The sequence below is a fragment of the Streptomyces sp. NRRL F-5727 genome (assembly GCF_000719555.1).
Classification (GTDB): Bacteria; Actinomycetota; Actinomycetes; order Streptomycetales; family Streptomycetaceae; genus Streptomyces.
On the sequence record NZ_JOGX01000019.1, the window covers coordinates 106,174 to 129,820 of the forward strand.

Sequence of the window (23,647 nt, forward strand, 5' to 3'; positions counted from 1 at the left end):
GACCTGGGCCGTCCTCGGGTCCGACCGGGGCCGTCTCGGGTCGGCCGGGGCCGCCAAGCGCCAGGCTGGCGCCGCGACGCGCCCGACCGGGGCCGTCTCGGGCCCGACCGGGGCCGTCTCGGGTCGGCTGAGGCCGTCTCGGGTTCTGGCCCGGCTGAGGCCGTCTCGGGCCGGCCGAGGCCGTTTCTGGCCCGGCCGAGGCCGCCGCGGGCCTCGACGGTGGCCGCCTCGCCCGCCCCGGTCGGCCGTGGCCGCGGGCCTCGGCGGTGGCCGCGGGTCCGCCTCAGCCCGTCGTGTTCCGGACGACGGCGACGGGGCAACGGGCGTGGTGGAGCAGCGCCTGGCTCACCGAGCCGAGCAGCAGGCCGGCGAAGCCGCCGCGCCCCCGCGCGCCCATGACGACCAGCTGGGCGCCCTCGCTCTCCTCCAGCAGCACCTCGCGGGGGCTGCCGCGCAGCAGCCGGGGCTCGGCCTTCGTCTCCGGGTGGCGTGCGGCGGCCCGGGCCAGCGCCGCGTCGAGAACGCGGCCCGCCTCCGCGTGCACCTCCTCGACGCTCTGGAAGAGCGGGGTGAGATCCGCCGGCCCGGAGCTCGGCGCCCACGCGTGGACGGCGACGAGCTCCGCGCCGCGCGCCCGCGCCTCCGCGAACGCGAAGTCGACCGCCGCGTCGGAGTCCGGGGAGCCGTCGACGGCGAGGACGACCGGCCCCTCCGGATCCTCCCGGCCGCGCACCACCAGGACGGGGCACTCGGCGTGCGCGGCGAGGTGGACGGCGACCGAGCCGAGCACCAGCGCGCCGAAGGCCCCGGTGCCCCGGCTGCCGACCACCACCAGGTCCGCGCCCCGGGCGCGGGTGGCGAGGACCACCAGCGGTTCGCCGGAGATCAGCTCGCCGGAGACCTCCGTGCCCGGGGCGACGGCCCGCGCCCGGGCGACCGCCGTGTCCAGGACGATCTGCGCCTGCCGCCGCAGCCCGCTCTCGGTGGGCCCGTACACGGAGGGCTCCAGGTCGACCCGGAAGAGCGGCCAGATGAAGGCGTGCGCGACGACCAGCCTCAGTCCGCGCCGCCCGGCCTCCCGCGCCGCCGCCTCCACCGCCCGCAGCGCCGACGGCGAGCCGTCCGTCCCGACGAGGACGAACGGCCCGCCACCCGCCCCCGCGGACCCGGTCTCCGCCGTCGTCGCCCGTTCCTCGCTGCGCCCCATCGCTGTTCCGTCCTTCCGGTCGTCTCCGCCGATCGCGGGTGGCCCGTGATCGAGTACACCCGTGGACTGCCCGCCGGACCGGGCGCCACGCGGGCCGGAAGTCCCGCGCGGCCCCGCGAAAGGTCCCTTCGGGCGGGGTCAGGCGGCGAGGAACGCCTCGATGGCCCGGGCCAGGTCCTTCGGCGCCTCCTCCGGCGGGTAGTGCCCGGCGTCCGCCAGGACCTCCAGGCGGGCGTTGGGGTACCAGCGCAGCCAGGTCGCCTCCATCGCCTCCGCGCCCAGCGCCGGGTCGTGCGCGCCGACGACGAGCAGCACGGGCGTCGGGTTGTCGCGGACCCGCTCGTGGAAGTCGGTGCCGGACCAGGAGTCCAGGTAGGCGCGGAAGGCGGCGGCGGAGGAGCGGCTCACCGAACGGTCGACGACCGCGTCCAGCCACGGGCCGTCGTGCCGGCCGCCGGTGGTGTGGTCGATGATCACCCGGCGCAACGCCGGGTCGTCGGCGGCCCCGGCGAACAGCTGCCGGCTCTCCTCGTCGAGGGGGAAGCCGGAGGCGGCGACGGGTGAGATGCCGACGATCGAGCGGACCCGGTCCGGCGCGTCGAGCAGCATCAGCTGGGCGGCCTTGCCGCCCATGGAGTGGCCGATGACGGAGAAGGAGTCCCAGCCGAGGTCGTCGGCGACGGCCAGCGCGTCCGCGGCGACCTCCTCCATGGTGAAGTCCCCTTCGGCGTCGCGGGCCTCGCCGTAGCCGCGGCAGTCGACGAAGGCGTAGCTGCCCGCCGAGGCGTCGAGATGCGCGCGCAGCGGGTCGAAGGTGCTGCGGTCGCCGAACCAGTTGTGGAGGACGAGGGCCCTCCCCGGGCCGTCGCCGTGGACGTCGTACGGAAGTACCGGGCCGGTCATGGTGCCCCCTGCGCGCGAGGTGGTGACGTGGTTGACGGTGCCCTCCGCACGCGGATGCCGGCGGAGGGCGACGACCGAGTGTGACGGTCCGGAAGCGCCGGGTCAACAGGGTCCGGGCAAGGGAGCGAGGTCGACACGCGCGCGTGGGGGCGTTTCCGGCGGGACCGCGCCCTCCACGCGCGCGTGGAGCCCGTTCGGGCGGCGCGCCGGGGCCCGGACGCCAGGATGCGACGGGTTTCCCGGCGGGCGCATGCTGACTGTGTGACCCCGCACCAGCCGCTGCCCCCCGGCACGCCACCGCAGGCCCTGACGCAGGCGCTGGCGGAGGCGGCGACGGACGCCGTCGAGGCGGTCGGCGGGTACGCCGGCGGGGTGTACCTGCGGTCCGGTACGGAGGGGCTGCTGCGGCTCTCGGTGCTGGCCGGCCTGCCGGGCGAGCTGTTCCGGCCCTGGTCGCGGATGCACACCAACCGCCCCTTCCCGGTCGCGGAGGTGCACCGCTCCGGGCAGCCGGTGCACCTGGCGGACGTCGAGGAGTCGATGCGCCGGTTCCCGCAGCTGGTGGCGAGCCTGCCCTTCCCCTTCGCGTCCCTGTACGTCCCGGTGGTGGCCGGCCGGGAGCGGTTCGGGGTCCTGGTGGTGCTGCGGCCGCCGACGCCCGGGCTGCCGGTGGGCGCGCGGGACCGGGAGCGGATGACCCGCGCGGGGCTGCGGCTCGGGGAGGTGCTGGCGGAGCTCGTGGCGGGCGGGACGCCGGTGCGGTGGCCGGGCGATCCGATCTGCGTCCAGCTGCCGTCCGGCGCCGTGCCGCCGGTGCGGTTCGGCTCCTTCGACTGGGACCTGGCGGCGGGGACCGTGACCATGGACGACGGGCTGCGGGCGATCCTCGGCGTACCGGACGCCACCCCGCTGCCGATCGAGGCGCTCACCTCGCGGCTGGAGCCGGAGGACGGCTACGCGCTGTGGGCTGCGGCCCGCCGGACGGGCGCCGCGGACGGCGGCGGCTCGGTGCGCCGGCTGCGGCTGAAGGGGCCGGACGGCGGACTGCACCTGCTGGAGGTGTCGGCACGGTCGCGGTTCGTCGGTGCGGACGGGCACGGTCACCTGACCGGCGCCCTGGTCGACCTGGGCACGGGACTGATCGGCTCGGACGCCACGGACCGGCTGCCGCGGGCCATCCTGGCCATCGACCGGCTCGGCCGGGTCACCTACGTGAACGAGCGCACCGAGCGGCTGCTGGGGCGCCCGCGCGGGGCGCTCGCCGGACGGCCGCTGTGGGAGGCGCTGCCGTGGTTCGCCCACCCGTTCCACGAGGAGCAGCTGAGGGCCGCGCTGCTGTCGACGGAGCCGGTGCGGTTCCTGGCCCGCCCCGAGGAGGGCCGGTGGCTGTCGGTGTCGCTGCACCCCGGCCGGGACGGCGTGACCATGGTGCTGGTCCCGGAGGAGGCCCCGGAACCGGACGCGGCCCCGGAACCGGCGCCTGCGCAGCGGGCCGGTGACGGGCTCGGCTCCGAGGGCACGCGCGCGGCGTCGCTGTACCGTCCGGTGGCGCTGGCGATCGCGCTGACGGAGGCGGTGACGGCGCGGCAGGTGTCGGCGGTGGTCACCGAGGAGCTGCTGCCGGCCTTCGGCGGGCGGCAGCTGGCGATCTACCTGCTGAGCGACCGGCGGCTCTATCTGGCGTGGGAGACGGGTTTCCCGCCGGGTTTCCTGGACCCCTTCGACGGGGTGGCGCTGGACGCCCACGTCCCGGGCGTGGACGCGCTGACGGGCGGCCGGGCGCTGTTCTTCGAGTCGATGGAGATGCTGCGCCGTACCTATCCGGAACTGCCGCTGGACGCGGAGTCGGGCGCTCGGGCGTTCCTGCCGCTGATCGCCTCGGGCCGGCCGGTCGGTTCCTGCATCCTCGGCTTCGACCGGCCGCGGGACTTCGGCCCGGAGGAGCGGGCGGTGCTCACCGCGCTGGCGGGGCTGATCGCCCAGGCGCTGGAGCGGGCGCAGCGGTACGACTCCGAGGCCGCCGTCGCGCGCGGGCTCCAGGACGCGCTGCTGCCGCACCGGCTGCCGGTGCGGGAGGGCGTCGAGACGGTGGGCCGCTATCTGCCCGGGACGCAGGGCATGGACGTGGGCGGCGACTGGTACGACGTGGTGGAGACCGCCCGGGGCGAGCTGGCGCTGGTCATCGGGGACGTCCAGGGGCACGGGGTCGCGGCGGCGGCGACCATGGGCCAGCTGCGGAGCGCCGTCCGGGCGTTCGCGCTGAGCGGGCTGCCGCCGCAGGACGTGGTGCGGGGCACCAACCGGCTGCTCATCGACCTGGACCCGGGGCAGTTCGCGAGCTGTTGCTACATCGTCCTGGACGCGCGGACGGGGGACGCGCGGGCGGTGCGGGCCGGGCATCCGCAGCCGTTGCTGAGGCATCCGGACGGGACGGCGGAGCTGCTGGACATCGCGGGCGGGGTGGTGTTGGGCGTGGACGGGCGCGCCGCGTATCCGGAGACGCGGCTGCGGCTGGCCGAGGGCGCCGTCCTCGCGCTGTTCACGGACGGGCTGGTGGAGCGGCCGGGTGCGGACATCGACGACGGGGTGGAGCGGCTGCGCCGGACGCTGGCGTCGACGGGTTCGCTGCCGCTGGCGGAGGCGGCGGACCGGCTGATGCACGAGGCGGTGCGGGCGTCGGACCGGCCGGACGACATCGCCCTGCTGCTCGCGGCCCGCTGGGCGCGGCAGGACGGACAGGTCGGGTAGGCCGGGTCCTGGCGCTCACCCGGTCGGGTCAGCGGCGCTGGTCGGCGCGGGCGGCCCCGGCGAGGCTGGAGGGGGTCCGTGCCGTTCGGGCCGGACACGACGGGGTCGGCCGTGCGACGGCCGCCCGAGGCGAGGAGGTCCCGTGCAGCAGGACAAGCAGCCCGACTACCGGCCCGTGGTCTTCCGTGACCGCTCGGCGGGGTACGCGTTCCTGACGCGGTCGACCGCGACGAGCGAGCAGACCATCGAGTGGGACGACGGCGAGACGTATCCGGTGGTCGACGTCGAGATCTCGTCGGAGAGCCACCCGTTCTACACGGGCAAGGCGCGTACCGTGGACACGGAGGGGCGGATCGCCAAGTTCGAGCGGCGGTACGGCGAGGGCGGCTGAGGCTGCCGTCGGCGGGTCGGGGCGGTGGAGTGGTGTCCGGTGGACGCCGCTCCTCCCGCCCCGTTCCATGGGGTGTCGCGGGGAGCCGGATCAGCCCTCGACGACGCCGGACTTGCCGATCTTGATGACGGCGCTGGTGGCGCCGGAGCGGGAGCCCAGGGCCTCGACCTTCTTGACGACGTCCTGGCCCTCGACGACCTCGCCGAAGACGACGTGCTTGCCGTCCAGCCAGTCGGTGACGATGGTGGTGATGAAGAACTGGGAACCGTTGGTGTTCTTGCCCGCGTTCGCCATCGAGAGCAGGAACGGGCGGTCGTGCTTCAGCTCGAAGTTCTCGTCCTCGAACTTCTCGCCGTAGATGCTCTTGCCGCCGGTGCCGTTGCCGCGGGTGAAGTCACCGCCCTGCAGCATGAAGGCGGGGATCACGCGGTGGAACGGGGAGCCCTCGTAGCCGAAGCCGTGCTGGCCGGTGGCGAGCTCGCGGAAGTTCTGCGCCGTCTTCGGGACGACGTCGTCGAACAGCTTGAAGACGATCCGGCCGGCCGGCTCGTCGTTGATGGTGATGTCGAAGAAAACGTTGTTGCTCATGGGGACATCCTGTCATTACCCGCGCACCGCGCGCGCACGGGCCGCCTCCCGGCGGGTCACGACACGCCGGTGCCCCGCGCCGGCAGGGGCGCGGGGCACCGGAGGCGGTGGGGACCCTCGGTCAGCGGAGTCCCTGGGCGGAGCCGTCGGCGACGGTGCCCTCCACGGTCGTGACGGTCTCGTGGACGACGGTGGCGGGGCCGTCCTCCTGGAGGAGTCCGGTGGCCCCGCCGATACCCAGGGGGTTCTCCGCGGCGCTGGCCTGCGGCGGCGGCGTGACGAGGGCGGTGACGACGCCTGCGGCGAGGGAGGCGATGGCGAGCATGCTGCGCTTCTTCATGCCCTGGTCAACTGCTGGGGCGGAAAAGGGTTACGGCCCGCCCATCAGTCCGTCAGTCCTTCAGTCCGTCAGCTTGTGGAGACGAGTCCTGCCTCGTAGGCCAGGATGACGAGCTGGACCCGGTCGCGGGCGTCGAGCTTGGCGAGGAGCCGGGTGACGTAGGTCTTCACGGTGGCGAGGGTGATGTGGAGTTCGTCGGCGATCTCCGTGTTGGACAGGCCCCGGCCGACGAGGGTGAGGACCTCCTGTTCGCGTTCGGTGGTGCGCTCGGCGAGCCGGAGCGCGGCGGGGCTCGGGCCGGCCGCGGCGGCTTCCCGGCCCTCGCGGGGGCGGCGGGTGAACTCCTTGATGAGGCGTCCGGTGACGGCGGGGGCGATGAGGGCGTCGCCGGAGGCGACGATCCGGACGGCGGCCAGGATGTCGTCCATCGCCATGTCCTTGACGAGGAAGCCGGAGGCGCCGGCGTGCAGGGCGCCGTAGACGTGATCGTCGTCGTCGAAGGTGGTGAGAACGACGACGCGGGCGCCGGTGGGGCCGGCGGTGATCCGCCGGGTCGCCTCGATGCCGTCGGTGCCCGGCATCCGCAGGTCCATGACGACCACGTCGGCGGCCGTCTCCTCGACGAGGCGCACGGCCTCGGCGCCGTCGGACGCCTCCCCGGCGACGAGCAGGTCGTCGGTCTCCGCGATGACCATGCGCAGGGCGGTGCGGACGAGCGGCTGGTCGTCGGCGAGGACGACCCGGACCGGGGACGGGACGGTGGCGGCTTCGGTCGTGGTGTCGCTCATGCGGGGGCGGCTCCTGGTGGGACGGGAAGGTGGGCGGTGACGCGGAAGCCGCCGCCGGGGCGGGGTCCGGCGGTGAACTCGCCGTGCAGCAGTCCGACGCGCTCCCGCATGCCGACGAGGCCGTAGCCGGAGCCGCCTCCGCCGGCCCGGTCGCGTCTGCGGCCGGTCGCGGCACCGGGACCGGGACCGGGGTCCTCGACGGTGAGGGCGAGGGTGTCGGGGTCGCGGTGGTCGACGGTGATGGTGCAGGTGTCCGCGCCGGAGTGGCGGACGACGTTGGTGACGGACTCCTGGAGGACACGGAAGGCGGAGAGGTCGATGTCGGGCGGCAGGGGGCGCGGGGCACCGACGCGACGGACGGTGACGCGCACGCCGGCGGCGCCGGTGGTCTCGGCGAGCCGGTCGAGCGAGGCGAGCCCGGGCGGGGCGGCCGGGGCGGGTGGAGCCGGCTCGGCGAGGACGTCGGGTGACACGTCGGCCGGGGTGGCGGGCGTGGCGACGGTGTCGGGGGCGCCGGCGGTGTCCGCGGTGCGGAGGGCGCCGAGCATGCGGCGGAGGCCGGCGAGGGTCTCGCGGCTGGCGGTCTCGATCTCGCCGAGGGCTTCCCGGGCCAGTTCCGGTCGTTTGTCGATGACGAGGCGGGCGGCGCCGGCCTGGAGGGCGACGATGCCGATGCTGTGGGCGACGGTGTCGTGCATCTCGCGGGCGATCCGCAGCCGTTCGGCGATGACGGCCTGTTCGGCGGCGCGGGCGCGGGTCTCTTCGGCGTGCAGGCGGTTCTGGCGCGCGGACCGGCCGACGAGCCAGACGGCGCCGGCGGTGGAGAGCACGGCGAGGGCGGTGGTGGTGCCGGCGCTCCAGCCGGCCAGGAGCCGGACGGCGAGATGGCCCAGGACGACGCCGACCGCGAGGAAGGCGGCGCGGTCGGACTCGTTCGTAGGCCGGTGGCTGGCGATGGTGTAGAGGGCGACGTCGACGGCGAGGTACTGGGCGAGCGGTATGGCGGTGACGCCCAGCGGGAAGGAGCAGAGGACCGCGGCGGCGAGGAGGTGGCCGAGGGCGGCGGTCGGCCGGCGGTCGAGGAGTGCGCTGCCGCGGAGGGCGAGGGCGGTGGCGAGGACGAGCATGGTGAGCCCGTCCCAGCGGAGGAAGACGACGCCCCGCAGGACGTCCGCCGATTCCTGACCGGGCAGACGCAGGCGCAGGAGCACGGTGAAGAGCAGTCCGGCGAGCCAGGCGATCGCCGCCCACCAGCCGGGCGTCATCCGTTTGCGGAGCGGCGCTGCCGAGGTCGCTGACATGCGGTGATCGTAAGGCGCGGGGCGGTGTCGGGTCATCAACCCCAGGTTGTACGACCGGGGATGACCGGTCGGTCGTCCCATTGTCCGTCCTGGTCGGATGTCCGGGGGTGGGGCTGGGCGGCACCGTGGTGGACATGATCGAAGTCAGGGAACTCACGAAGCGCTACGGCGCCACCACCGCGGTCGACGGGCTCAGCTTCACCGTGCGGCCGGGGCGGGTCACCGGATTCCTCGGGCCCAACGGGGCGGGGAAGAGCACGACGCTGCGGATGATCCTCGGGCTGCACGCACCGACCGCCGGATCGGTGACGGTCGGGGGACGGCGGTTCGCCGACCGGCCTCGCGGGCTGCGGCATGTGGGCGCGCTCCTCGATGCCGCGGACGTGCACGGCGGGCGGACCGCGCGGTCGCATCTCGCGGTGCTCGCGCGGAGCAATCGGATACCGCCGGCGCGGGTCGACGAGGTGCTGGAGGAGGTCGGTCTCGGTGCCGCGGCCCGGCGGCGGATCGGTGGTTTCTCGCTGGGGATGCGGCAGCGGCTGGGGATAGCGGGCGCGTTGCTGGGCGATCCGCCGGTGCTGCTGTTCGACGAGCCGCTGAACGGGCTGGATCCGGAGGGGGTGCGCTGGGTGCGGGAGCTGTTCGTGCGGCTCGCCGGGGAGGGGCGGACGGTGTTCGTCTCCAGTCATCTGATGAGCGAGATGGAGCACACGGCCGACGACCTGGTGGTGGTCGGCCGGGGCCGGCTGATAGCCGAGGAGAGTCTCGCGGAGTTCGCGGCGCGCGGGGCGCGGCCGAGCGTCGCGGTGGGGACGCCGGTTCCGGGCGTGCTGACGCCGCTGCTGCTGGCGGCGGGCGCGGAGGTGGTGTCGGAGGACGGCCGGCTGACGGTGACGGGGCTGAGCGCGGCGCGGATAGGCGAGCTGGCGGTGGAGCACCGGGTGGTGCTGGACCAGCTGACGACCCGTAGGGCCTCGCTGGAGGAGGCGTTCATGGAGCTGACGGCGGAGAGCGCCGACTACACGGCAGGGGGTGTCCGATGACGACGCTGGTCGTGCACGCGGCGGAGCCGCGGGACCGGTTCCGCGATCTGGTGGCTTCGGAGTGGCTGAAGCTGTGGTCCCTGCGGTCGACCGGCTGGTCGCTGCTGCTGGGCGCGCTGGCGGTGATGGCCTTCAACGTCGGGACGGCGTGGGACCACTACCGGTACTGGAACGCCTACGACGAGGCCGCCCGGGCGGCGTTCGTGGCGGACGGTCTGGCGCTGGGGGACGCGTTCACGGGGAACGCGGCGATGGTGCTGGTGCTGTGTTCGGCGGCGCTGGGGGCCGTGACGGTGGTCGGCGAGTACGGCAGCGGGCAGGTGCGGACGACCTTCGCGGCGGTGCCGGCGCGGGGGGCGCTGATATCGGCGAAGGCGCTGGTGCTGGCCGGGGTGCAGGCCGGGTTCGGGGCGGTCGTCGCGGGGGGTTCGTTCTGGGCGTCGCAGGCGGTGCTGTCGCTGCGGGACGCGGGGGTGTCGCTGGGCCGTCCGGGGGCGGTGCGGCTGGTGGTGGCCTCGGCGCTGCTGGCGCCGGTGTGCGCGCTGGTGGGGATGGCTCTGGGGGCGCTGCTGCGGCGGGGGGCGGCGGCCGTGGTCGGTGCGGTGGTGCTGCTGCTGTTGGTGCCGATGGTGTTGAGCGAGGAGCGTCGGCTGACGGCGGTGCTGGGGCACGCGACGCCCTTGCGGGCGTGGCGGCGGCTGGCCGGGGAGGGTGCGATGGAGCCGTTCGCCTGGACGACGGGCGGGGCGTGGCTGGTGTACGGGGGTTGGGTCGCGGTGGCGGTGCTGGTGACGGTGGTGACGGTGCGGAGACGGGACCAGTGAGCGGGCGGCGGGTCAGGGGCGGTCGATGCGGGTGAGGCGGCGGCGGAGGCGGGTCTCGTGGACGAGGCGGCCGACGAGGGCACTGCCGTAGACGACGAAGCCGACGCCGACGAGCCAGGACTGCAGGACCAGGACGGTGCCGAACTGGCCGTAGGTGACGGCGTTGGAGGCGATCAGCGGGGAGAAGACGAGCTGGGAGAAGATCCGCAGCCCGAGGAGGCCCAGGGCGGTGAGGACGGCGCCGGGCAGGAGGGCGCGCCAGCGGATGCGGCCGCAGAGGAGGAAGCGCTGGGACCACCAGAAGAAGAGGAAGGTGCCGACCAGGTCGCCGAGGGCCACGAGGACGGTGAGGGCGGCGGGGGCGTTTTCGGGGGCGGGGAAGGCGACGAAGAGGAGGAGGGCGGCGACGAGGACGGCGAGCCAGACGATGTGGCGCCACATGGTGTGCCAGCGGGCGGTGGGCAGGTCCCAGGCGCGTTCGTAGCCGGTCTGGACGGCGGAGCCGAAGGTGACGCCGAAGGCGGCGAGGGCGGCGAGACCGAAGGCGGTGGTGCGCTGGAGGGCCTGGCCCGGCTGGCCGAAGAGGAGTTCGACCTCTTCCTGGGAGACCTCGGTGACGCCGAGGCCCTGGATGAGCCAGCGGGCGAATCCCTGGCCGCGGGAGAGGTCGGCGGCGGCCACCACGATGAGGAGGGGGACGAGGGTGAGGAGGCTGAGGGCGGCGAACCCCATGGCGCGGTGCATGAGTTCCATCGCGCGGCCGCGGTTCCAGGCGAGCCCCACGGGTGATGCGAGCAGGCGGGCGCGCCAGCGCTGGAACGGGTGCGCGTGTTCGTGCGGCGGCTGGTCGCGCGGCGGACCGGGGATGGGGGGCATGTCTGGTCCGGTACCCGCCGGGGGGTCGGGTCCCGCAGCGATGCGGCCGAACGGGTGGGGCGGTCAGGGCAGGCGGCGGGCGCCGGGGCCGGGGGTGACGGTGACCTCGCGGGCGGTGAGGACCTCGGCGTCGTCGCCGGCGCACTGGACGACGACCTGGACGGGGGCTCCGCAGGCGGTGTGGCGGATGTCGAGGGAGGGGCCCTCGGGGTCGCCGGTGTGGGTGTCGCCCCACTGTTTGAGGGCGAGCAGCACGGGCCAGAGGTCGATGCCCTTGGGGGTGAGCCGGTACTCGTGGCGGGTGCGGGTGCCGGGTTCCCGGTAGGGGACGCTGCGGAGCACTCCGGCGGCGACGAGTTTGCGGAGCCGGTCGGCGAGGACGGCTTCGGAGAGGCCGAGGTGGCGGCGGAAGTCGTCGTACCGGCGGACGCCGTTGAAGGCGTCGCGCAGGATGAGCAGGCTCCACTTCTCGCCCACGAGGTCCAGGGTGCGGCGGACCGAGCAGTTCTCGGTGTCCGTCTCCAGCCACTTCATCGTCACACTCTAGCCACCTGGCTGCGTCATTGACAGTCAGCCGACGCGGGGTCTAGCTTCGCGGTACAGAGCCAGCCGTCGGGACGGCGACGGGGAACGACGGAGCGGAGTGGTCATGGGCAGGTCGCGCACGGTCGAGTGGGAGGACGCCGGGGCCACGGCACGGGCGGCGGCGTCGATGGCGGGGCTGGACTTCCTGCGCGAGATGATCGCGGGCCGGCTGCCGGGCCCGCCGATCGCGGCGCTGCTGGGGTTCTCACTGGAGGAGGTCGAGGACGGGCGGGCGGTCTTCGTCCTGGAGCCGGGCGAGGAGCACTACAACCCGATCGGCAGCGTGCACGGCGGGGTCTACGCCACGCTGCTCGACTCGGCGGCGGGGTGCGCGGTGCACACCACGCTGCCGCTGGGAACCGCGTACACCTCGCTCGACCTGGCGACCCGCTTCCTGCGGCCGATCACGATGGACACGGGCAAGGTGCGGGCCGTCGGCACGGTCATCTCGCGCGGGCGGCGCACCGCGCTGGCGGAGGCGGGGCTGTACGACGCGGAGGACCGTCTCCTCGCGCACGCCACCAGCACCTGCATGCTCTTCCCGGTTCCCGGCCGGGAGACGGGCGAGGGCGCTCGCGCCTGAGCCCCGCGCGCCGGTCCGGTCAGCGCCTGCCGACGGCCGGGCGGGCGCGGGTACACCGGTCAGGGGCCGCGTCGGGAGACGCGGTGGCCTGGAGGGCCGCGCTGACCAGGGTGGCGAGCAGGTCGATGTCGGAGCCCGCGTCGAGCCGGACCGTCACCCAGCCGGAGCCGGCCCGGAGCCGTACCGCGGTCGAGTTCTGGAGGGCGGGCCGCAGCCGGGCGACCATCGCGCGGGTGAGGTGGACGTCGGCCTCGTGCTCGCCGTGGAAGTGGACGATCTCCTCCGTCGCCGTCCCGAGGCCGAGTTCGGCACCGCAGTGCGCACGGCCACGGATCAGCGAGGGCCAGCTCATCAGACGTTCACTGGCATGCCTGGCCGTGTTCATACGAGGAGCGTGCCGGGCCGCGGGGCGCGGCACAAGCGTCCTGGCGAAAGAATCCCGTCGAGGCCGGAAACCGACGTCCACAGAGGGCGAGATGACGACATGTCACCACCCTGGGTGGGAGGGACGAAGCGCTGTGTCACGGGCGGCGGCTCAGCCCGCCGGACGGACCCTGACACGGGCCGCGAGGACGGCGACGTCGTCCTCGGCGTGATGGGCGTCGAGTCGGCCGAGAACCTCGTCGACGACCTGTTCGGGTCCGGGTTCCGGCGGCAGCCGCAGTCCGGCCAGCCGGGCCAGCGAGGCGTCGATGTCCTCGCCCCGGCGCTCGACCAGGCCGTCGGTGAAGAGCAGCAGAGTGTCGCCCTGCCCGAGGGCGCGGGTGGCCGGCTCGTAGCCGCCGACGCCGGTGCCGAGCGGCGGGCCGACGGGCAGCTCCACCAGCTCGGCCGAGCCGTCCGGGCCGAAGACCGCGGGCGGGAGGTGGCCGGCGCTGGCGAAGGTGGCGGTGCCGCGCCCGGGGTCCACCCGGACCAGCAGACAGGTCGCGGGGCGGCGGGCGCCGTCCTCGGCGACGACCGCGTCCAGGTGGCGCAGCACCCGGTGCGGCGGGAGATCGGTGGCGGCGACCTCGCGGAGCGCCGAGCGGTAGGCGTTCATGTCGACGGCCGCTTCGAGCCCGTGGCCCATGACGTCGCCGACGACGAGCAGGCTGCGGCCGAAGTGGAGCCGTACCGTCTCGAACCAGTCGCCGCCGACCAGGGTACGCGGCCCGGCCGGCAGATAGCGGCCGGCGATCTCCAGGTTGGGGTGGGGCCGACCGGGTTCCGCGACGAGGGCCCGCTGGAGGTGGAGGGCGACGTCCTCGGTGGCGGCGAGCCGCCGGGCGTGCCGGATGTGGCGGGCCGCGAGCCGTGCGGCCTGCCGCAGCAGCACGAGGTCGTCGTCGGTGTACGGGGGCGCGGCGCGGGTGAGGGTGACGGCGCCCAGGGGCCGCTCGCGGTCCACGGCGAGCGGGACGGTGAGCGTGGGGAGGGCCGGCGGGGCGGCGGGGGCCGGCGGGGTGGCGTCCGGGCCGGAGCGCTCGCCCTTGGCGGGCGTCAGCTCGATGGTGGCGGTGCCGCCCGGGTGGCGGGCGAGGAAGGCGGTGAGTTCGCGGCAGGTCATGGCCTCGTCGAGCGTGGTGCCGATCCGGCCGATCGCCGTCTCCAGAGCGGCCGGCAGGCGCCGCTCGGCCGCACCCCGTTCCGCTCGCTCCGCGCTCTCCGCCACGACACCTCCACCGCCGTGCGGCCACCGGGCGGGCGGTGGGCGCCCGCTCACCCCCATTGCACCAGCGGGCGCCGTCCCGCGCGCGGTACGCGGCCGCGGGGGAACGGTTGTGCGGTGATGCGGGATCTGATCAAGTACGACCAGAGGCTACCGGCCGGTACGACACTTCGCTCCCTGGGGGGACTGCCATGACGAACGGGTTCTTCGGCTCCGTCGACGAGGTCGCCGAGCGGCTCGCCGCGACCGGATACCTGGCCTCCCCCGCCATCGCCACCACGGTCTTCCTCGCCGACCGGCTGGGCAAGCCGCTCCTGGTCGAGGGCCCCGCGGGGGTCGGCAAGACGCAGCTGGCCAAGGCCGTGACGGAGGCGACCGGCGCCCGGCTCGTCCGGCTCCAGTGCTACGAGGGTGTGGACGAGTCCCGGGCGCTGTACGAGTGGAACCACGCCAAGCAGCTGCTGCGGATCACGGCCGGGCGCGGCGAGTCCTGGGACGAGACCCGCACCGACATCTTCAGCGAGGAGTTCCTGCTCCCCCGGCCGCTGCTGACCGCGATCCGGTCCGAGGAGCCGACCGTGCTGCTCGTCGACGAGACCGACAAGGCCGACGTCGAGGTGGAGGGCCTGCTCCTGGAGGTCCTCGGCGACTTCCAGGTCACCGTGCCCGAGCTGGGGACCATCACCGCGACTCGGCGCCCCTTCACGGTCCTCACCTCCAACGCCAGCCGCGAGCTGTCCGAGGCGCTGCGGCGGCGCTGTCTCTTCCTGCACATCGGCTTCCCGGAGGAGGAGCTGGAGCGCCGGATCGTCACGCTCAAGGTCCCCGGCCTCGACGCGGCCCTCGCCGCCTCGGTCGTCCGGACCGTGGGCGCGCTGCGCGCCATGGACCTGCGGAAGGTGCCGTCGGTCTCGGAGACCATCGACTGGGCGCGGACGCTGCTCGCGCTCGGCGCCGAGCGGCTGGACGAGCGGGTGGTCCGGGAGACCCTGGGCGTGCTGCTCAAGCACCAGGACGACATCGTGCGGGCCGGGGCCAAGCTCGACCTGGACGCGGTGTGAGCGGCGACGGCACCGCCTCGGCGACCGCCGAGGGGCCCGTCGCGCGGCTGACCGGGCTGGTGGCGGCGCTGCGCGACCACGGCTTCGGGATCGGCACCGGCGAGACCGTCGACGCCGGGCTCGCGCTCGAAGCGGTCGGGTTCGCCGACCGGGAGCGGATGCGGGAGGCGCTCGCCGCGACCCTGCTGCACGGCGAACGGCAGCGACCCGTCTTCGACCGGGTCTTCGACCTGTACTTCCCCGCGCTGGTCACCGGCCCCGGGCGGCGCGAGGAGGAGCCCGGCGACGCCGCCGCCCTGGCCGGGCTGCGGACGCGGGTCGCGGAGGCGCTCGCCGCCGGCGACACCGCCCTCCTGGACCGGCTGGCGGCCGAGGCGGTCGCCGGATTCGGCGGTTACGGCTCCGGCCCCGGGACCGACGGCTGGTCCTCGTACCAGACGCTCTCCCGGCTGCGCCCCGAGACCCTGCTCGCCCGGGTGCGTGCCGCGCGCGCGGTGGACGGCGAGGATCCCGCGTTCACCGACCGGCTGCTCGACGACGAGATCCGGCGGGCGATCGAGGGCTTCCGGGAGCGGGTGCGGACCGAGGCGCGGCGCCGGGTCGCCGAGCGGCAGGGGCGTGACCGAGTGGCCCGGCGGGCCGTGGCCGGGACGGCGGACCGGGTGGACTTCCTGCTGGCCGGCCGCGAGCAGCTGGACGAGCTGCGCCGCACGGTGCGGCCGCTGGCGCGGAAGCTGGCCACCCGGCTCGCGGCCCGCAGGCGCCGGGCCGCGCGCGGCGAGATCGATCTGCGCAGGACGCTCCGGGGATCGCTGTCCACCGGCGGCGTGCCGCTGCGGCCGGTGCTGCGCCGGCGCCGTCCCGGCCGCCCGGAGCTGGTGCTGCTGTGCGACGTCTCCGGGTCGGTGGCCGGGTTCGCGCAGTTCACGATGGAGCTGGTGCAGGCGCTGCACGACCAGTTCAGCCGGGTCCGGGTCTTCGCCTTCGTCAACCGGGTCGACGAGGTCACCGGCCTCCTGGCGCGGGGTGCGGCGGACCCGGCGGGGCTCGGCGAGCGGATCCGCGCGGAGGCCCGGCTGACCGGCTGGCACGGCCAGAGCGACTACGGGACGGCGCTGGACGAGTTCGTCGAGCGGTACGCGGACGCGCTCGGCCCCCGCACGGTCGTCTTCGTCCTCGGCGACGCCCGCACCAACCAGGCCGACCCCCGTACGGAATCCCTGCGGCTGATCGCGGAGCGCGCCCGCCGGGTGCACTGGCTCAACCCGGAGCAGCCGGCGCTGTGGGGCACGGGCGACTCGGTGGCCCCGCTGTACGCGGAGCTGGTCGACATGCGGCCCTGCCGCAACGCCCGTCAGCTGGGCGAACTCGTCGGACGTCTGCTCCCGGTCTGACCGCGCACCCACGCCACGGGCGGGCCGTTCCCGCCCGTGGCACGATCGGCGCATGGCCACGACCGGATCCGACCGCCCCGAGACCGACCTCCCGCGCGGCATCGGCGCGCCCGCGACCCGCGCCCTGGTCGCCGCCGGCTACACCCGGCTCGACCAGCTCGCGGGCGTTCCCGCGGCCGAGCTCGCCGCGCTGCACGGCGTGGGCCCCAAGGCCCTGCGGGTGCTCGGCGAGGCGCTGGCCGAGCGCGGCAGCGCCCTCGGCTGACCACGGCCCGTCCCCGCGCCGCCGCTCCCCGCCCCCGCGGTCCTGGCTGTACGGTCCCGGGGCGGGCGAACTAGCGTGGGGTCCATGGAACTCCTGGGAGACATCACCCCCGACCGTCCGCTGCTCGTCCTCGCCGTCAAGGAGGAGGCGCAGTTCTTCGACACCTCGCTGCCCGTGCTCCTCACCGGAATGGGCAAGGTGAACGCGGCGACCGCGCTCGCCACGGTCCTGGGCCGCGGCCCGCGTCCCTCGGGCGTCGTCAACCTCGGCACCGCCGGCGCCCTGCGCCCCGAGTGGACGGGCACCCACGTCGTCGGCACGGTGCTCCAGCACGACCTGGACGGCGAACTGCTCGCGACGCTGACCGGCGAGACGTACGGGGCGCCGATCGCGCTCCCCGACGGCGGTGACGTGGTCCTCGCCACCGGGGACGCGTTCATCTCCGACGAGGCCGCCCGCGCCCGGCTCGCCGCGCGGGCGCCGCTGGTCGACATGGAGGGCTACGCCCTCGCCGCCGCCGCGGAGCGGGCCGGGGTGCCGCTGCGGATCGTGAAGCACGTGAGCGACGAGGCCGGCGACGGCGCCGACCGCACCTGGCGCGACTCCGTCGCCGCCTGCTCCCGCGAGCTGGCCGCCTGGGCGGCGGCCAACATCCCGGCGTACCACGGCTGACCGGCGTACCGCGCCTGACCGGCGTGACCGACGCCGACCGCGTACCCCGCCTGACCTCGGGCGGGCTCAGCCGAGGGGGAGTTCCAGGAAGGACGGGGTCCCGGGCGGCGAGCCCAGCTCGGTCTGCGTCCAGGTGACGGAGGCGTCCCCGTACAGCGGGTCCTTGCTGTCGACGACGAGCATCAGGCGGTGCCCGGCGGGGATGTCGTACGCGGCCGCCTGGAGGTTCCAGGTGACGGTGGTGTCCTGGTCGGCCGTCAGGTCGTAGGCGTTCAGCGGCTCGTGGGTGATGATGCGCGCCGTGTCGTCCTCCGCCACGTCGAAGAGGTGGGCGATGAGCCCGGCCGAGGTGACGGTGGAGCGGACGGTGAGGCGGAGCCGGGGGACGCCCCGGACGCGGCGGCCGACGGGGCCGCCGTCGGCCGGGACGAGGGGTTCGGTGGTCCAGGCGAGGGCGTGCCGCCGGTCGATCTTGCGGATGTCGTAGATCTTGGGGTTGCCCTTCCACTCGGCCTGCCCGGTGCGGAGCGGTTCGCCCATCGCGGTGGCCTCGGTGTCGACGCCGGCGAGGAAGGTGCGGCGCCAGCCGGTGGTCTCCGCGTCCGCGTCCGCCGGGACGAGCCGGCCGTCGGCGCCGCCCGCGCCGTCGCCGGTGAGGCCCAGGACCTCGTGGCCCACGGTGACGTCCTGCCAGGTGGGGCGGGACTCGCGGACGGCCGGTTCGACGATCCGCCGGGCGCCGGTGGGCCGCCCGGTGACCGGGTCGAGGGCGGGCTCGGTGACGTAGGTGAACATCACCTGGCCGCAGACCTCGTCCCACTCCTCCACGCCGTTGCGCTCGCCCTTCAGGTGGTGGTCGAGCCAGGCGTACGCCTCGTCGAGCACCGGGTCGGGCGCGCCGGGCGACGTGCCGAGCAGGCCGGCGCCCTCGGGGGCGGCGTGGTCGCCGATCCACAGGTTGAGCCGCTTGGGGACGCGGAGCCGGTCGAAGGTGTCGACGGCCTCGTTGACCGCGAAGAGGCTCTCGTGCCAGGTGTTCGAGTAGAAGGTGGGGGTGCCGTGGTCGTCGGTGAGGTCGGTGTACGTCCGCGGTGAGCGCCGCTCGCCCCAGCGGACGACGTCGTGGAGGTTCCGGTCGTTCAGGAAGTCGTCGAGGATCCGCCGGTTCTCGTCGTCGAACTTCTCCTCCACGGGTCCGCCGGTGAAGCCGATGAGCGCCTTCACCGCGGCGAGGTGGCGGGTCCTGTTCTCGTAGAGGCTGGTGGCGAGGTCGCCCCAGGTGCTGAGGGCGACGACGGCGGCGACGCGTTCGTCGTGCGCGGCGACGAGCTGGCTGATGCCGGAGCCGTAGGACTCGCCCAGGAAGCCGATGGCGGAGGGGGCGAAGCGTTCGACGCCGAAGTCGACGAGGGTGGAGCCGTCGGCCACGTCGTGCGGGCCGGCCACGTCGACGTATCCCTCGGAGGTGGTGGGAAGGCCGGGGATGCCGAGGCCGCGCGGGGTGTAGGCGAGGACGTGGTAGCCGCGCAGGGCGAGGGCGAGGTACGCGCCGGGGAACAGGCCCCAGCCGAAGGGGGTCCAGCCGGACGGGACGACGACGAGGGGGTGCGGGCCGGGGGCGAGCTGCTGGAGGCTGAAGGCGGAGAGGCGATGGCCGTCGGTGGTCTCGACGCGGTGGTAGCCCGGCAGCGCGAGGCCGCGCACCCGGTCGATCCGGTCGGCGAGCGCTCCGGGGAGCTGTCCGTCCGGCGGCGGCCCGTCGGTGAGGAGGGCGGTGACGACGGTCTGGCCGAACCGGACGGCCTCGGGGTGGACGGTGCCGCCGGAGGCCCAGAGGCCGTCGGCCGCGACGCGCTCCGTGTCGGCCTCGGTGAAGGTGGTCCTGAGCCCGGGGAATCCCGGGAACTCCTCGGACGAGCCGTCGGTGGTGGCGTGGGGCTGGGGCACGTGCACCCGTTCCTCTCGACTGGGGTGTGACCGTCCGTCATGCGGACGCACGCAAGCCTCACGTATCGGGAAGGGAGCGGCCAGAGCGCACGAAGGGCGCACGGATCACGCAACGGGGTGGGAACGACCCGGGCCGCCTCGAACTCGACGTTTGGGAGCGGACGGAGCCGTTCCGGACGCGGTCAGCGGCGGTTCGCCGGTGGCGCGGCCACCTCGGTGCGGGCGATCAGCAGGGCGGCGACGTCGTCGTCCAGTCCGCCGGCGCCGTAGCCGGCGAGGTCCTGGTGGAGCAGTTCGGGGACCTGCTCGGAGGGGGCTTCGGACCACCGGCGGGCGCGCTCCTCCAGGGGGTAGAAGACGCCGTCGCGGTCGCGGGTCTCGCTGACGCCGTCGGTGTAGAGCAGCAGCCGGTCCCCGGGGCCGAAGGGGAACTCCTCCACGTGGTGGCGGGAGTCGGCGAGGCCGGTGAGGTTGAGCGGCAGCGAGGGTTCGGCGACCTCGATCATGGAGATGCGGGAGTCGTGCTGGAGGAGCGGGGCGGGGTGGCCGCAGTTGAGCAGGCGGCCGGTGTCGCCGCCGTCGGGGAGCTCGACGAGGACGACGGTGGCGAAGCGTTCGGCGGCGTCCGAGTCGGGGTCCCAGGCGGCGTAGCGGGCCAGGCCCTCGTCGAGCCGGTCGGCGAGGGCCGCGAGGTCGGGGGCGTCGTACGCGGTGGAGCGGAAGGCGCCGAGGAGGACGGAGGCGGTCTCGACGGCGCCGAGGCCCTTGCCCTGGACGTCGCCGAGCATGATCCGCACGGCTCCGGGGATCTGCACGGCCTCGTAGAAGTCGCCGCCGATCCGGGCCTTGGCCGCGGCGGCGACGTACAGCAGGTGGAGGTCGACGGGGCCGAGGCGGGGTGGCAGCGGGCGGAGCACGACCCGCTGGACGACGTCGGCGACGGCGGTGACCTCGGCGAGGTCCCGCTCGTAGCGGGTGCGGACCGCGCTGACCCAGGCGGAGACGCCGGTGATGGCGAGGATGAGGCCCTCGCTGGCGAGGAGCTCCTCGGCGGCGGGTTCGCCGCGGCCCACGACGAGCAGGGCCCGCAGCGCCATCGCGACGACACCGATGCCGATGGTGCCGTACACGCTCCAGGTGGCGGCGGCGAGCGCGGGGACGGTGAACAGGAGCCGGTCGACGCGCTCGGAGTCGGGCGTGACCAGGTCGGCGACGACGACCACGATCATGACCAGGACGGGCAGGGCGCGACCGAGGTGGAACTGGGTCCGTTTCGCGGTGGCGGGTCGGGGCCGGGGCCGGGGGCCGGCTGCGTGCATTTCATGATCGTACGCAGAACGGGCGCCGGGACCGGCGTGCGGCGGGCTGGCGTGTCCCGCGCCCCGGCCCCCAGGACCCCGCCCTCGGGAGGGCGGCGGCGGCCGGCAGCGTCAGGGCCGCGACGAGCGCGAGGGCCGGGAGCGCGGCGCCGTGCGCGGGGACGAAGCCGCCGCCCGGGACGAGGGCGAGGAGCAGGGCGGCGAGGGCCACGCCGAGGGCCGGCCCGGTGTTCATCGCGGTCTGCTGGAGCCCGCCGGCGACCCCGGCGTGCGCCTCGGGGGCGTGGCGGACGATCGCGGCCGTCGCGGTGACCATCAGGGTGACGAAGCCGGCGCCGAGGAGCGCCGCGCCCGCGCCGGTCGCCCCGGCTCCGGCGTCCGCGTCGAGCCGGGCGAGCACCAGGACGCCCGCGGTGAGCAGCAGCCCGCCGGTGAGGGCGGCGCCCCGGGGGCCGAGACGCCGCTGGAGCAGCGGGCAGAACGCGGCGCCGAACACCATCAGGACGGCGAGCGGAAGGAAGCGGAGGCCGGCCGCCAGCGGGTCGAGGCGCTGGACCTCCTGGAGGAAGTACGTGGTCACGAAGAGGGTGCCGGAGAGGGCGGCGGAGGCGGCGAGCAGCGCCGCGAGACCGGCGGCCACCGGGCGGCCCGTGACCAGTGCGGGCGGCAGCAGCGGGTGCGGGGCGCGCCGCTCGTGGCGTACGAGGGCGAGGGCGAGGGCCGCCGACCCGGTGAGGGCGACGGCGGCCCGCCCACCCGCGCCGGGGTGCGGGAGGGTGACGAGCCCGTGGACGAGGAGGCCGAGCGCGCCGGCGAGGAGCAGGGCGCCGAGGGGATCGCCGCCGGCACGCGCGCGTGCGGGGTCCGGGCGGTGGGGTGCGCGGACGGTGAGGGCGAGGAGGCCGACGGCGAACGTCGGGGGCACGCCGAGCAGGAAGACGGAGCGCCAGCCGTACGTGGAGACCAGAGCGCCGCCGAGCAGCGGGCCGGCCGCGGCGGCGAGCCCGATGGCGCCGGTGCGCACGGCGATCGGGGTGGTGAGCCGGTCCGGCGGGTAGGCGGTGCGCAGCATGCCGAGGGTGGCGGGCTGGAGCAGCGCCCCGCAGGCGCCCTGGAGGATCCGGAGGAGGACGACGGCGCCGATGCCGGGGGCGAGCGCGATCGCGGCCGAGGCGGCGGCGAAGCCGAGGGAGCCGACGGCGAAGACCCGATGGTGGCCGTGGCGGTCGCCGAGCCGCCCGGCGAGGACGAGAAGGCTCGCGACGGCGACGAGGTAGCCGGTGCTGGTCCACTGGACCTGGGCGAGACCGGCGTGCAGATCGCGCTGGAGGGCGGGTTGGGCGAGCGTGAGGACGGTGCCGTCGAGGGCGACGACGGCGGCCCCGGTGACGCTGCACACGAGGGCGCGGGCGCGGCCGCCGGCGGTCGGCGTGGTGTTCATCGCGTGGGACCGGCCGGGCCGAGGTGGGCGTCGAGGGTGGCGCGGACGAGGGGTGCGGGGTCGTCGGAGCCGGTGGCCAGGGCGAGGCTGCCCCAGTGGCCGAGCTGGGCGAGGCCGTGGAGGTTCGCCCAGAGCGCGCCCGCGGCGGTGACGGGATCGACACCGGCGACGGTGGCGGGGCGGAGTTCGGCGACGACGGCGGTGAGCCGGGCGAAGAGCGGCAGACTGGTCTCCCGCAGCCCCAGACGGCCGCTCTCCAGCAGGTCGTGGCGGAACATCAGCTCGTACATGCCGCGGCGCTCCGACGCGTACGCGAGGTAGACGCGGGCGAGGATCTCGGCCCGCGCCCGCGGCCCGGCGTCCGGGCGGTCCGCCTCGGCGACACGGGCGGTCAGTTCGGCGAAGCCCTCGCGGGCGATGGCCGAGAGCAGGTCGAGGTGGGTCGGGAACCAGCGGCGGGGCGCGCCGTGGGAGACGCCGGCGCGGCGGGCGATCTCGCGGAGGGTGAGGGCCTGGACGCCCTCGGCGTCGACGAGGGCGACACCGGTCCTCACGAGCCGTTCGCGCAGCCCGCCGCGGTCGCCCGAGCCGGAGCCCGCGCGCGTGTCCGGCTTCGCGTCCGGGCCCGCGTCAGCGACGGCGTCGGCGCCGTCACCGTCGACCGGAGCGTCAGGCTGATCCTGAGGTGCAGGGTGAGACATGGACACTGTCTACCACCCCTAGTAGACACTGTCTACGGGGGAGTAGACAGCGTCTACTCCCCCGGTGACCCATCGGTTACACTGGTGGACAGCGAAGGGGAGTAGCCCTGCGAACCGGTCGTCGACACACTGGAACCCCCGGGTTCCCGGTGACCGGGTCCGCGTCTGACGTGGACGGGCGAGACCTTCGGCCAGGCATCACCGCGTCCACACCTCCGTGGGCGTGGTCCGTCATGCCGGGCCGAGTGGTCCTCCCGTCGCCCACCGAGGTGCCGTGCGGAGCCACCGGCCCGGACCGAGCAGAGAGCGCCGGTATGCACCTCGACCCCTTGGCGATCGTCACCGCCTTCGGGCTCATCTTCCTCGCCGAGCTTCCCGACAAGACGATGTTCGCGTCGCTCGCCATGGGCACGCGCATGCGTCCCCTGTACGTGTGGTTCGGCACCTCCGCGGCCTTCGCGGTGCACGTCGCCATCGCCGTCGGCGCCGGCAGCCTCCTCGGGCTGCTCCCCGGCTGGATCGTCAAGCTGGTCTCCGCGCTGATGTTCGGCTTCGGCGCCTTCGTCCTGCTGCGCGCCGGCGGCGACGACGACGAGGAGGACACGGCCGGCAAGACGGTCACCGGCTTCTGGCCGGTCTTCTCCACCGCGTTCATGGCCGTCTTCATCAGCGAGTGGGGCGACCTGACCCAGATCACCACCGCCAACCTCGCCGCCACCAACGGCACCGCGTCGACCGCGATCGGCTCCTTCCTCGCGCTCACCTCGGTCTCCGCGCTGGCCCTGGTCGCCGGCCGCTTCATCGCCAAGCGCGTCCCGCTCAAGACCGTCCAGCGCGTCGGCGGCGTCTGCATGGCGGGCCTCGCGATCTGGTCCCTCGTCGAGGTCTTCACCGGCTGACCCACCCGGCCGCTCCCCCTTCCGGGGCCGTACCCGCGCACGACGGGGACGGCCCCGGAGCCGTCCGCACCACGGGGACGGCCCCGGAGCCATGGCCCCCGGCGTACACCGGTGCGATCA

At 75.2% G+C, this 23,647-nt stretch carries 24 protein-coding genes; 10 read left to right on the forward strand and 14 right to left on the reverse strand.

The window, feature by feature from the left end; all coding sequences use genetic code 11:
• Window positions 1-283: 283 nt before the first annotated feature.
• Both IF73_RS0116085 and IF73_RS0116090 read right to left on the reverse strand, forming a co-directional pair.
• On the reverse strand, window positions 284-1,207 hold the full coding sequence (locus IF73_RS0116085; RefSeq protein ID WP_078868083.1) for a universal stress protein: 924 nt from the start codon (window positions 1,205-1,207) through the stop codon (window positions 284-286).
• A gap of 138 nt (window positions 1,208-1,345) precedes the next feature.
• On the reverse strand, window positions 1,346-2,110 hold the full coding sequence (locus tag IF73_RS0116090; RefSeq protein WP_031008229.1) for an alpha/beta fold hydrolase: 765 nt from the start codon (window positions 2,108-2,110) through the stop codon (window positions 1,346-1,348).
• A gap of 225 nt (window positions 2,111-2,335) precedes the next feature.
• Here IF73_RS0116090 and IF73_RS0116095 point away from each other — a divergent pair, with 225 nt between their 5' ends.
• Together IF73_RS0116095 and IF73_RS0116100 are read left to right on the forward strand one after the other, a co-directional pair.
• Window positions 2,336-4,858: a SpoIIE family protein phosphatase gene (locus tag IF73_RS0116095; protein ID WP_078868084.1), complete on the forward strand. Its 2,523-nt coding sequence runs from the start codon at window positions 2,336-2,338 to the stop codon at window positions 4,856-4,858.
• 142 nt (window positions 4,859-5,000) lie between these two features.
• On the forward strand, window positions 5,001-5,249 hold the full coding sequence (locus IF73_RS0116100; protein WP_031008234.1) for a type B 50S ribosomal protein L31: 249 nt from the start codon (window positions 5,001-5,003) through the stop codon (window positions 5,247-5,249).
• A gap of 90 nt (window positions 5,250-5,339) precedes the next feature.
• On the opposite strand, the gene IF73_RS0116105 is transcribed toward IF73_RS0116100, so the two are convergent.
• From IF73_RS0116105 to IF73_RS0116120, 4 genes are all read right to left on the reverse strand, one after another.
• Entirely contained in the window at window positions 5,340-5,837 is a 498-nt protein-coding gene (locus IF73_RS0116105; RefSeq protein ID WP_031008237.1) for a peptidylprolyl isomerase, read from the reverse strand.
• A gap of 121 nt (window positions 5,838-5,958) precedes the next feature.
• Window positions 5,959-6,177 (reverse strand): hypothetical protein, encoded by a 219-nt coding sequence (locus IF73_RS0116110; protein WP_234338245.1) that lies wholly within the window; start codon window positions 6,175-6,177, stop codon window positions 5,959-5,961.
• 68 nt (window positions 6,178-6,245) lie between these two features.
• Window positions 6,246-6,965, reverse strand: a complete 720-nt coding sequence (locus IF73_RS0116115) for a response regulator (protein ID WP_031008241.1) — start codon at window positions 6,963-6,965, stop codon at window positions 6,246-6,248.
• Window positions 6,962-8,266, reverse strand: a complete 1,305-nt coding sequence (locus IF73_RS0116120) for a sensor histidine kinase (protein ID WP_037879340.1) — start codon at window positions 8,264-8,266, stop codon at window positions 6,962-6,964. The genes IF73_RS0116115 and IF73_RS0116120 overlap by 4 nt, the downstream gene beginning before the upstream one ends.
• Before the next feature lie 134 nt (window positions 8,267-8,400).
• Between IF73_RS0116120 and IF73_RS0116125 the strand changes: the two genes are divergently transcribed.
• Both IF73_RS0116125 and IF73_RS0116130 read left to right on the forward strand, forming a co-directional pair.
• Window positions 8,401-9,309, forward strand: a complete 909-nt coding sequence (locus IF73_RS0116125; RefSeq protein WP_031008247.1) for an ABC transporter ATP-binding protein — start codon at window positions 8,401-8,403, stop codon at window positions 9,307-9,309.
• A complete protein-coding gene (locus IF73_RS0116130) occupies window positions 9,306-10,133 on the forward strand; it encodes an ABC transporter permease (protein WP_031008250.1) in 828 nt (275 codons plus the stop codon). The genes IF73_RS0116125 and IF73_RS0116130 overlap by 4 nt, the downstream gene beginning before the upstream one ends.
• A 12-nt stretch (window positions 10,134-10,145) precedes the next feature.
• Here the strand turns inward: IF73_RS0116130 and IF73_RS0116135 are convergent, their stop codons facing one another.
• Both IF73_RS0116135 and IF73_RS0116140 read right to left on the reverse strand, forming a co-directional pair.
• Complete coding sequence (locus tag IF73_RS0116135) at window positions 10,146-11,009, reverse strand: YhjD/YihY/BrkB family envelope integrity protein (RefSeq protein ID WP_031008251.1); 864 nt, start codon at window positions 11,007-11,009, stop codon at window positions 10,146-10,148.
• 63 nt (window positions 11,010-11,072) lie between these two features.
• Window positions 11,073-11,543: a winged helix-turn-helix transcriptional regulator gene (locus tag IF73_RS0116140; RefSeq protein WP_031008252.1), complete on the reverse strand. Its 471-nt coding sequence runs from the start codon at window positions 11,541-11,543 to the stop codon at window positions 11,073-11,075.
• 115 nt (window positions 11,544-11,658) lie between these two features.
• Here IF73_RS0116140 and IF73_RS0116145 point away from each other — a divergent pair, with 115 nt between their 5' ends.
• On the forward strand, window positions 11,659-12,177 hold the full coding sequence (locus IF73_RS0116145; RefSeq protein WP_031008253.1) for a PaaI family thioesterase: 519 nt from the start codon (window positions 11,659-11,661) through the stop codon (window positions 12,175-12,177).
• Window positions 12,178-12,196: 19 nt separating this feature from the next.
• On the opposite strand, the gene IF73_RS37665 is transcribed toward IF73_RS0116145, so the two are convergent.
• Window positions 12,197-12,562 carry a luciferase family protein gene (locus tag IF73_RS37665; RefSeq protein ID WP_234338246.1) on the reverse strand — a complete coding sequence of 122 codons (366 nt, stop codon included), beginning with the start codon at window positions 12,560-12,562 and terminating at the stop codon, window positions 12,197-12,199.
• Window positions 12,563-12,712: 150 nt separating this feature from the next.
• Complete coding sequence (locus tag IF73_RS0116155; RefSeq protein ID WP_051716839.1) at window positions 12,713-13,831, reverse strand: PP2C family protein-serine/threonine phosphatase; 1,119 nt, start codon at window positions 13,829-13,831, stop codon at window positions 12,713-12,715.
• Between the two features lie 188 nt (window positions 13,832-14,019).
• Between IF73_RS0116155 and IF73_RS0116160 the strand changes: the two genes are divergently transcribed.
• From IF73_RS0116160 to IF73_RS0116175, 4 genes are all read left to right on the forward strand, one after another.
• Window positions 14,020-14,889, forward strand: coding sequence for an AAA family ATPase (locus IF73_RS0116160; protein ID WP_031008258.1), 870 nt, complete (start codon window positions 14,020-14,022; stop codon window positions 14,887-14,889).
• The gene (locus tag IF73_RS0116165; protein WP_031008260.1) at window positions 14,886-16,283 is read left to right on the forward strand and encodes a VWA domain-containing protein; all 1,398 of its coding nucleotides are present in this window, start codon (window positions 14,886-14,888) and stop codon (window positions 16,281-16,283) included. The genes IF73_RS0116160 and IF73_RS0116165 overlap by 4 nt, the downstream gene beginning before the upstream one ends.
• Window positions 16,284-16,335: 52 nt before the next feature.
• Window positions 16,336-16,548: a DNA-binding protein gene (locus IF73_RS0116170; protein ID WP_031008262.1), complete on the forward strand. Its 213-nt coding sequence runs from the start codon at window positions 16,336-16,338 to the stop codon at window positions 16,546-16,548.
• Window positions 16,549-16,632: 84 nt separating this feature from the next.
• The gene (locus IF73_RS0116175; protein ID WP_031008264.1) at window positions 16,633-17,220 is read left to right on the forward strand and encodes a nucleosidase; all 588 of its coding nucleotides are present in this window, start codon (window positions 16,633-16,635) and stop codon (window positions 17,218-17,220) included.
• 66 nt (window positions 17,221-17,286) lie between these two features.
• Here the strand turns inward: IF73_RS0116175 and IF73_RS0116180 are convergent, their stop codons facing one another.
• The 4 genes from IF73_RS0116180 to IF73_RS0116195 form a co-directional block, all read right to left on the reverse strand.
• Window positions 17,287-19,167 (reverse strand): CocE/NonD family hydrolase, encoded by a 1,881-nt coding sequence (locus IF73_RS0116180; RefSeq protein WP_078868089.1) that lies wholly within the window; start codon window positions 19,165-19,167, stop codon window positions 17,287-17,289.
• A gap of 182 nt (window positions 19,168-19,349) precedes the next feature.
• Window positions 19,350-20,486 carry a PP2C family protein-serine/threonine phosphatase gene (locus IF73_RS0116185; RefSeq protein ID WP_051716844.1) on the reverse strand — a complete coding sequence of 379 codons (1,137 nt, stop codon included), beginning with the start codon at window positions 20,484-20,486 and terminating at the stop codon, window positions 19,350-19,352.
• Between the two features lies 1 nt (window position 20,487).
• Window positions 20,488-21,927: an MFS transporter gene (locus IF73_RS0116190; protein ID WP_031008270.1), complete on the reverse strand. Its 1,440-nt coding sequence runs from the start codon at window positions 21,925-21,927 to the stop codon at window positions 20,488-20,490.
• On the reverse strand, window positions 21,924-22,628 hold the full coding sequence (locus IF73_RS0116195) for a TetR/AcrR family transcriptional regulator (RefSeq protein ID WP_078868086.1): 705 nt from the start codon (window positions 22,626-22,628) through the stop codon (window positions 21,924-21,926). Before IF73_RS0116195 ends, IF73_RS0116190 begins: the two co-directional genes overlap by 4 nt.
• A 314-nt stretch (window positions 22,629-22,942) precedes the next feature.
• Here IF73_RS0116195 and IF73_RS0116200 point away from each other — a divergent pair, with 314 nt between their 5' ends.
• Entirely contained in the window at window positions 22,943-23,527 is a 585-nt protein-coding gene (locus tag IF73_RS0116200; RefSeq protein WP_031008275.1) for a TMEM165/GDT1 family protein, read from the forward strand.
• Window positions 23,528-23,647 lie beyond the last annotated feature (120 nt).

What these genes read in the sequence shown, in the direction of transcription:
- IF73_RS0116160 (WP_031008258.1), top strand. Translation starts at nt 14,020, where the DNA reads ATGACGAACGGGTTCTTCGGCTCCGTCGACGAGGTCGCCGAGCGGCTC.
- IF73_RS0116200 (WP_031008275.1), top strand. Translation starts at nt 22,943, where the DNA reads ATGCACCTCGACCCCTTGGCGATCGTCACCGCCTTCGGGCTCATCTTC.
- IF73_RS0116090 (WP_031008229.1), bottom strand. Translation starts at nt 2,110, where the DNA reads ATGACCGGCCCGGTACTTCCGTACGACGTCCACGGCGACGGCCCGGGG.
- IF73_RS0116125 (WP_031008247.1), top strand. Translation starts at nt 8,401, where the DNA reads ATGATCGAAGTCAGGGAACTCACGAAGCGCTACGGCGCCACCACCGCG.
- IF73_RS37665 (WP_234338246.1), bottom strand. Translation starts at nt 12,562, where the DNA reads ATGAACACGGCCAGGCATGCCAGTGAACGTCTGATGAGCTGGCCCTCG.
- IF73_RS0116115 (WP_031008241.1), bottom strand. Translation starts at nt 6,965, where the DNA reads ATGAGCGACACCACGACCGAAGCCGCCACCGTCCCGTCCCCGGTCCGG.
- IF73_RS0116185 (WP_051716844.1), bottom strand. Translation starts at nt 20,486, where the DNA reads ATGCACGCAGCCGGCCCCCGGCCCCGGCCCCGACCCGCCACCGCGAAA.
- IF73_RS0116145 (WP_031008253.1), top strand. Translation starts at nt 11,659, where the DNA reads ATGGGCAGGTCGCGCACGGTCGAGTGGGAGGACGCCGGGGCCACGGCA.
- IF73_RS0116140 (WP_031008252.1), bottom strand. Translation starts at nt 11,543, where the DNA reads ATGAAGTGGCTGGAGACGGACACCGAGAACTGCTCGGTCCGCCGCACC.
- IF73_RS0116170 (WP_031008262.1), top strand. Translation starts at nt 16,336, where the DNA reads ATGGCCACGACCGGATCCGACCGCCCCGAGACCGACCTCCCGCGCGGC.
- IF73_RS0116195 (WP_078868086.1), bottom strand. Translation starts at nt 22,628, where the DNA reads ATGTCTCACCCTGCACCTCAGGATCAGCCTGACGCTCCGGTCGACGGT.
- IF73_RS0116120 (WP_037879340.1), bottom strand. Translation starts at nt 8,266, where the DNA reads ATGTCAGCGACCTCGGCAGCGCCGCTCCGCAAACGGATGACGCCCGGC.
- IF73_RS0116130 (WP_031008250.1), top strand. Translation starts at nt 9,306, where the DNA reads ATGACGACGCTGGTCGTGCACGCGGCGGAGCCGCGGGACCGGTTCCGC.
- IF73_RS0116095 (WP_078868084.1), top strand. Translation starts at nt 2,336, where the DNA reads ATGCGACGGGTTTCCCGGCGGGCGCATGCTGACTGTGTGACCCCGCAC.
- IF73_RS0116105 (WP_031008237.1), bottom strand. Translation starts at nt 5,837, where the DNA reads ATGAGCAACAACGTTTTCTTCGACATCACCATCAACGACGAGCCGGCC.
- IF73_RS0116175 (WP_031008264.1), top strand. Translation starts at nt 16,633, where the DNA reads ATGGAACTCCTGGGAGACATCACCCCCGACCGTCCGCTGCTCGTCCTC.
- IF73_RS0116135 (WP_031008251.1), bottom strand. Translation starts at nt 11,009, where the DNA reads ATGCCCCCCATCCCCGGTCCGCCGCGCGACCAGCCGCCGCACGAACAC.
- IF73_RS0116190 (WP_031008270.1), bottom strand. Translation starts at nt 21,927, where the DNA reads ATGAACACCACGCCGACCGCCGGCGGCCGCGCCCGCGCCCTCGTGTGC.
- IF73_RS0116110 (WP_234338245.1), bottom strand. Translation starts at nt 6,177, where the DNA reads ATGAAGAAGCGCAGCATGCTCGCCATCGCCTCCCTCGCCGCAGGCGTC.
- IF73_RS0116085 (WP_078868083.1), bottom strand. Translation starts at nt 1,207, where the DNA reads ATGGGGCGCAGCGAGGAACGGGCGACGACGGCGGAGACCGGGTCCGCG.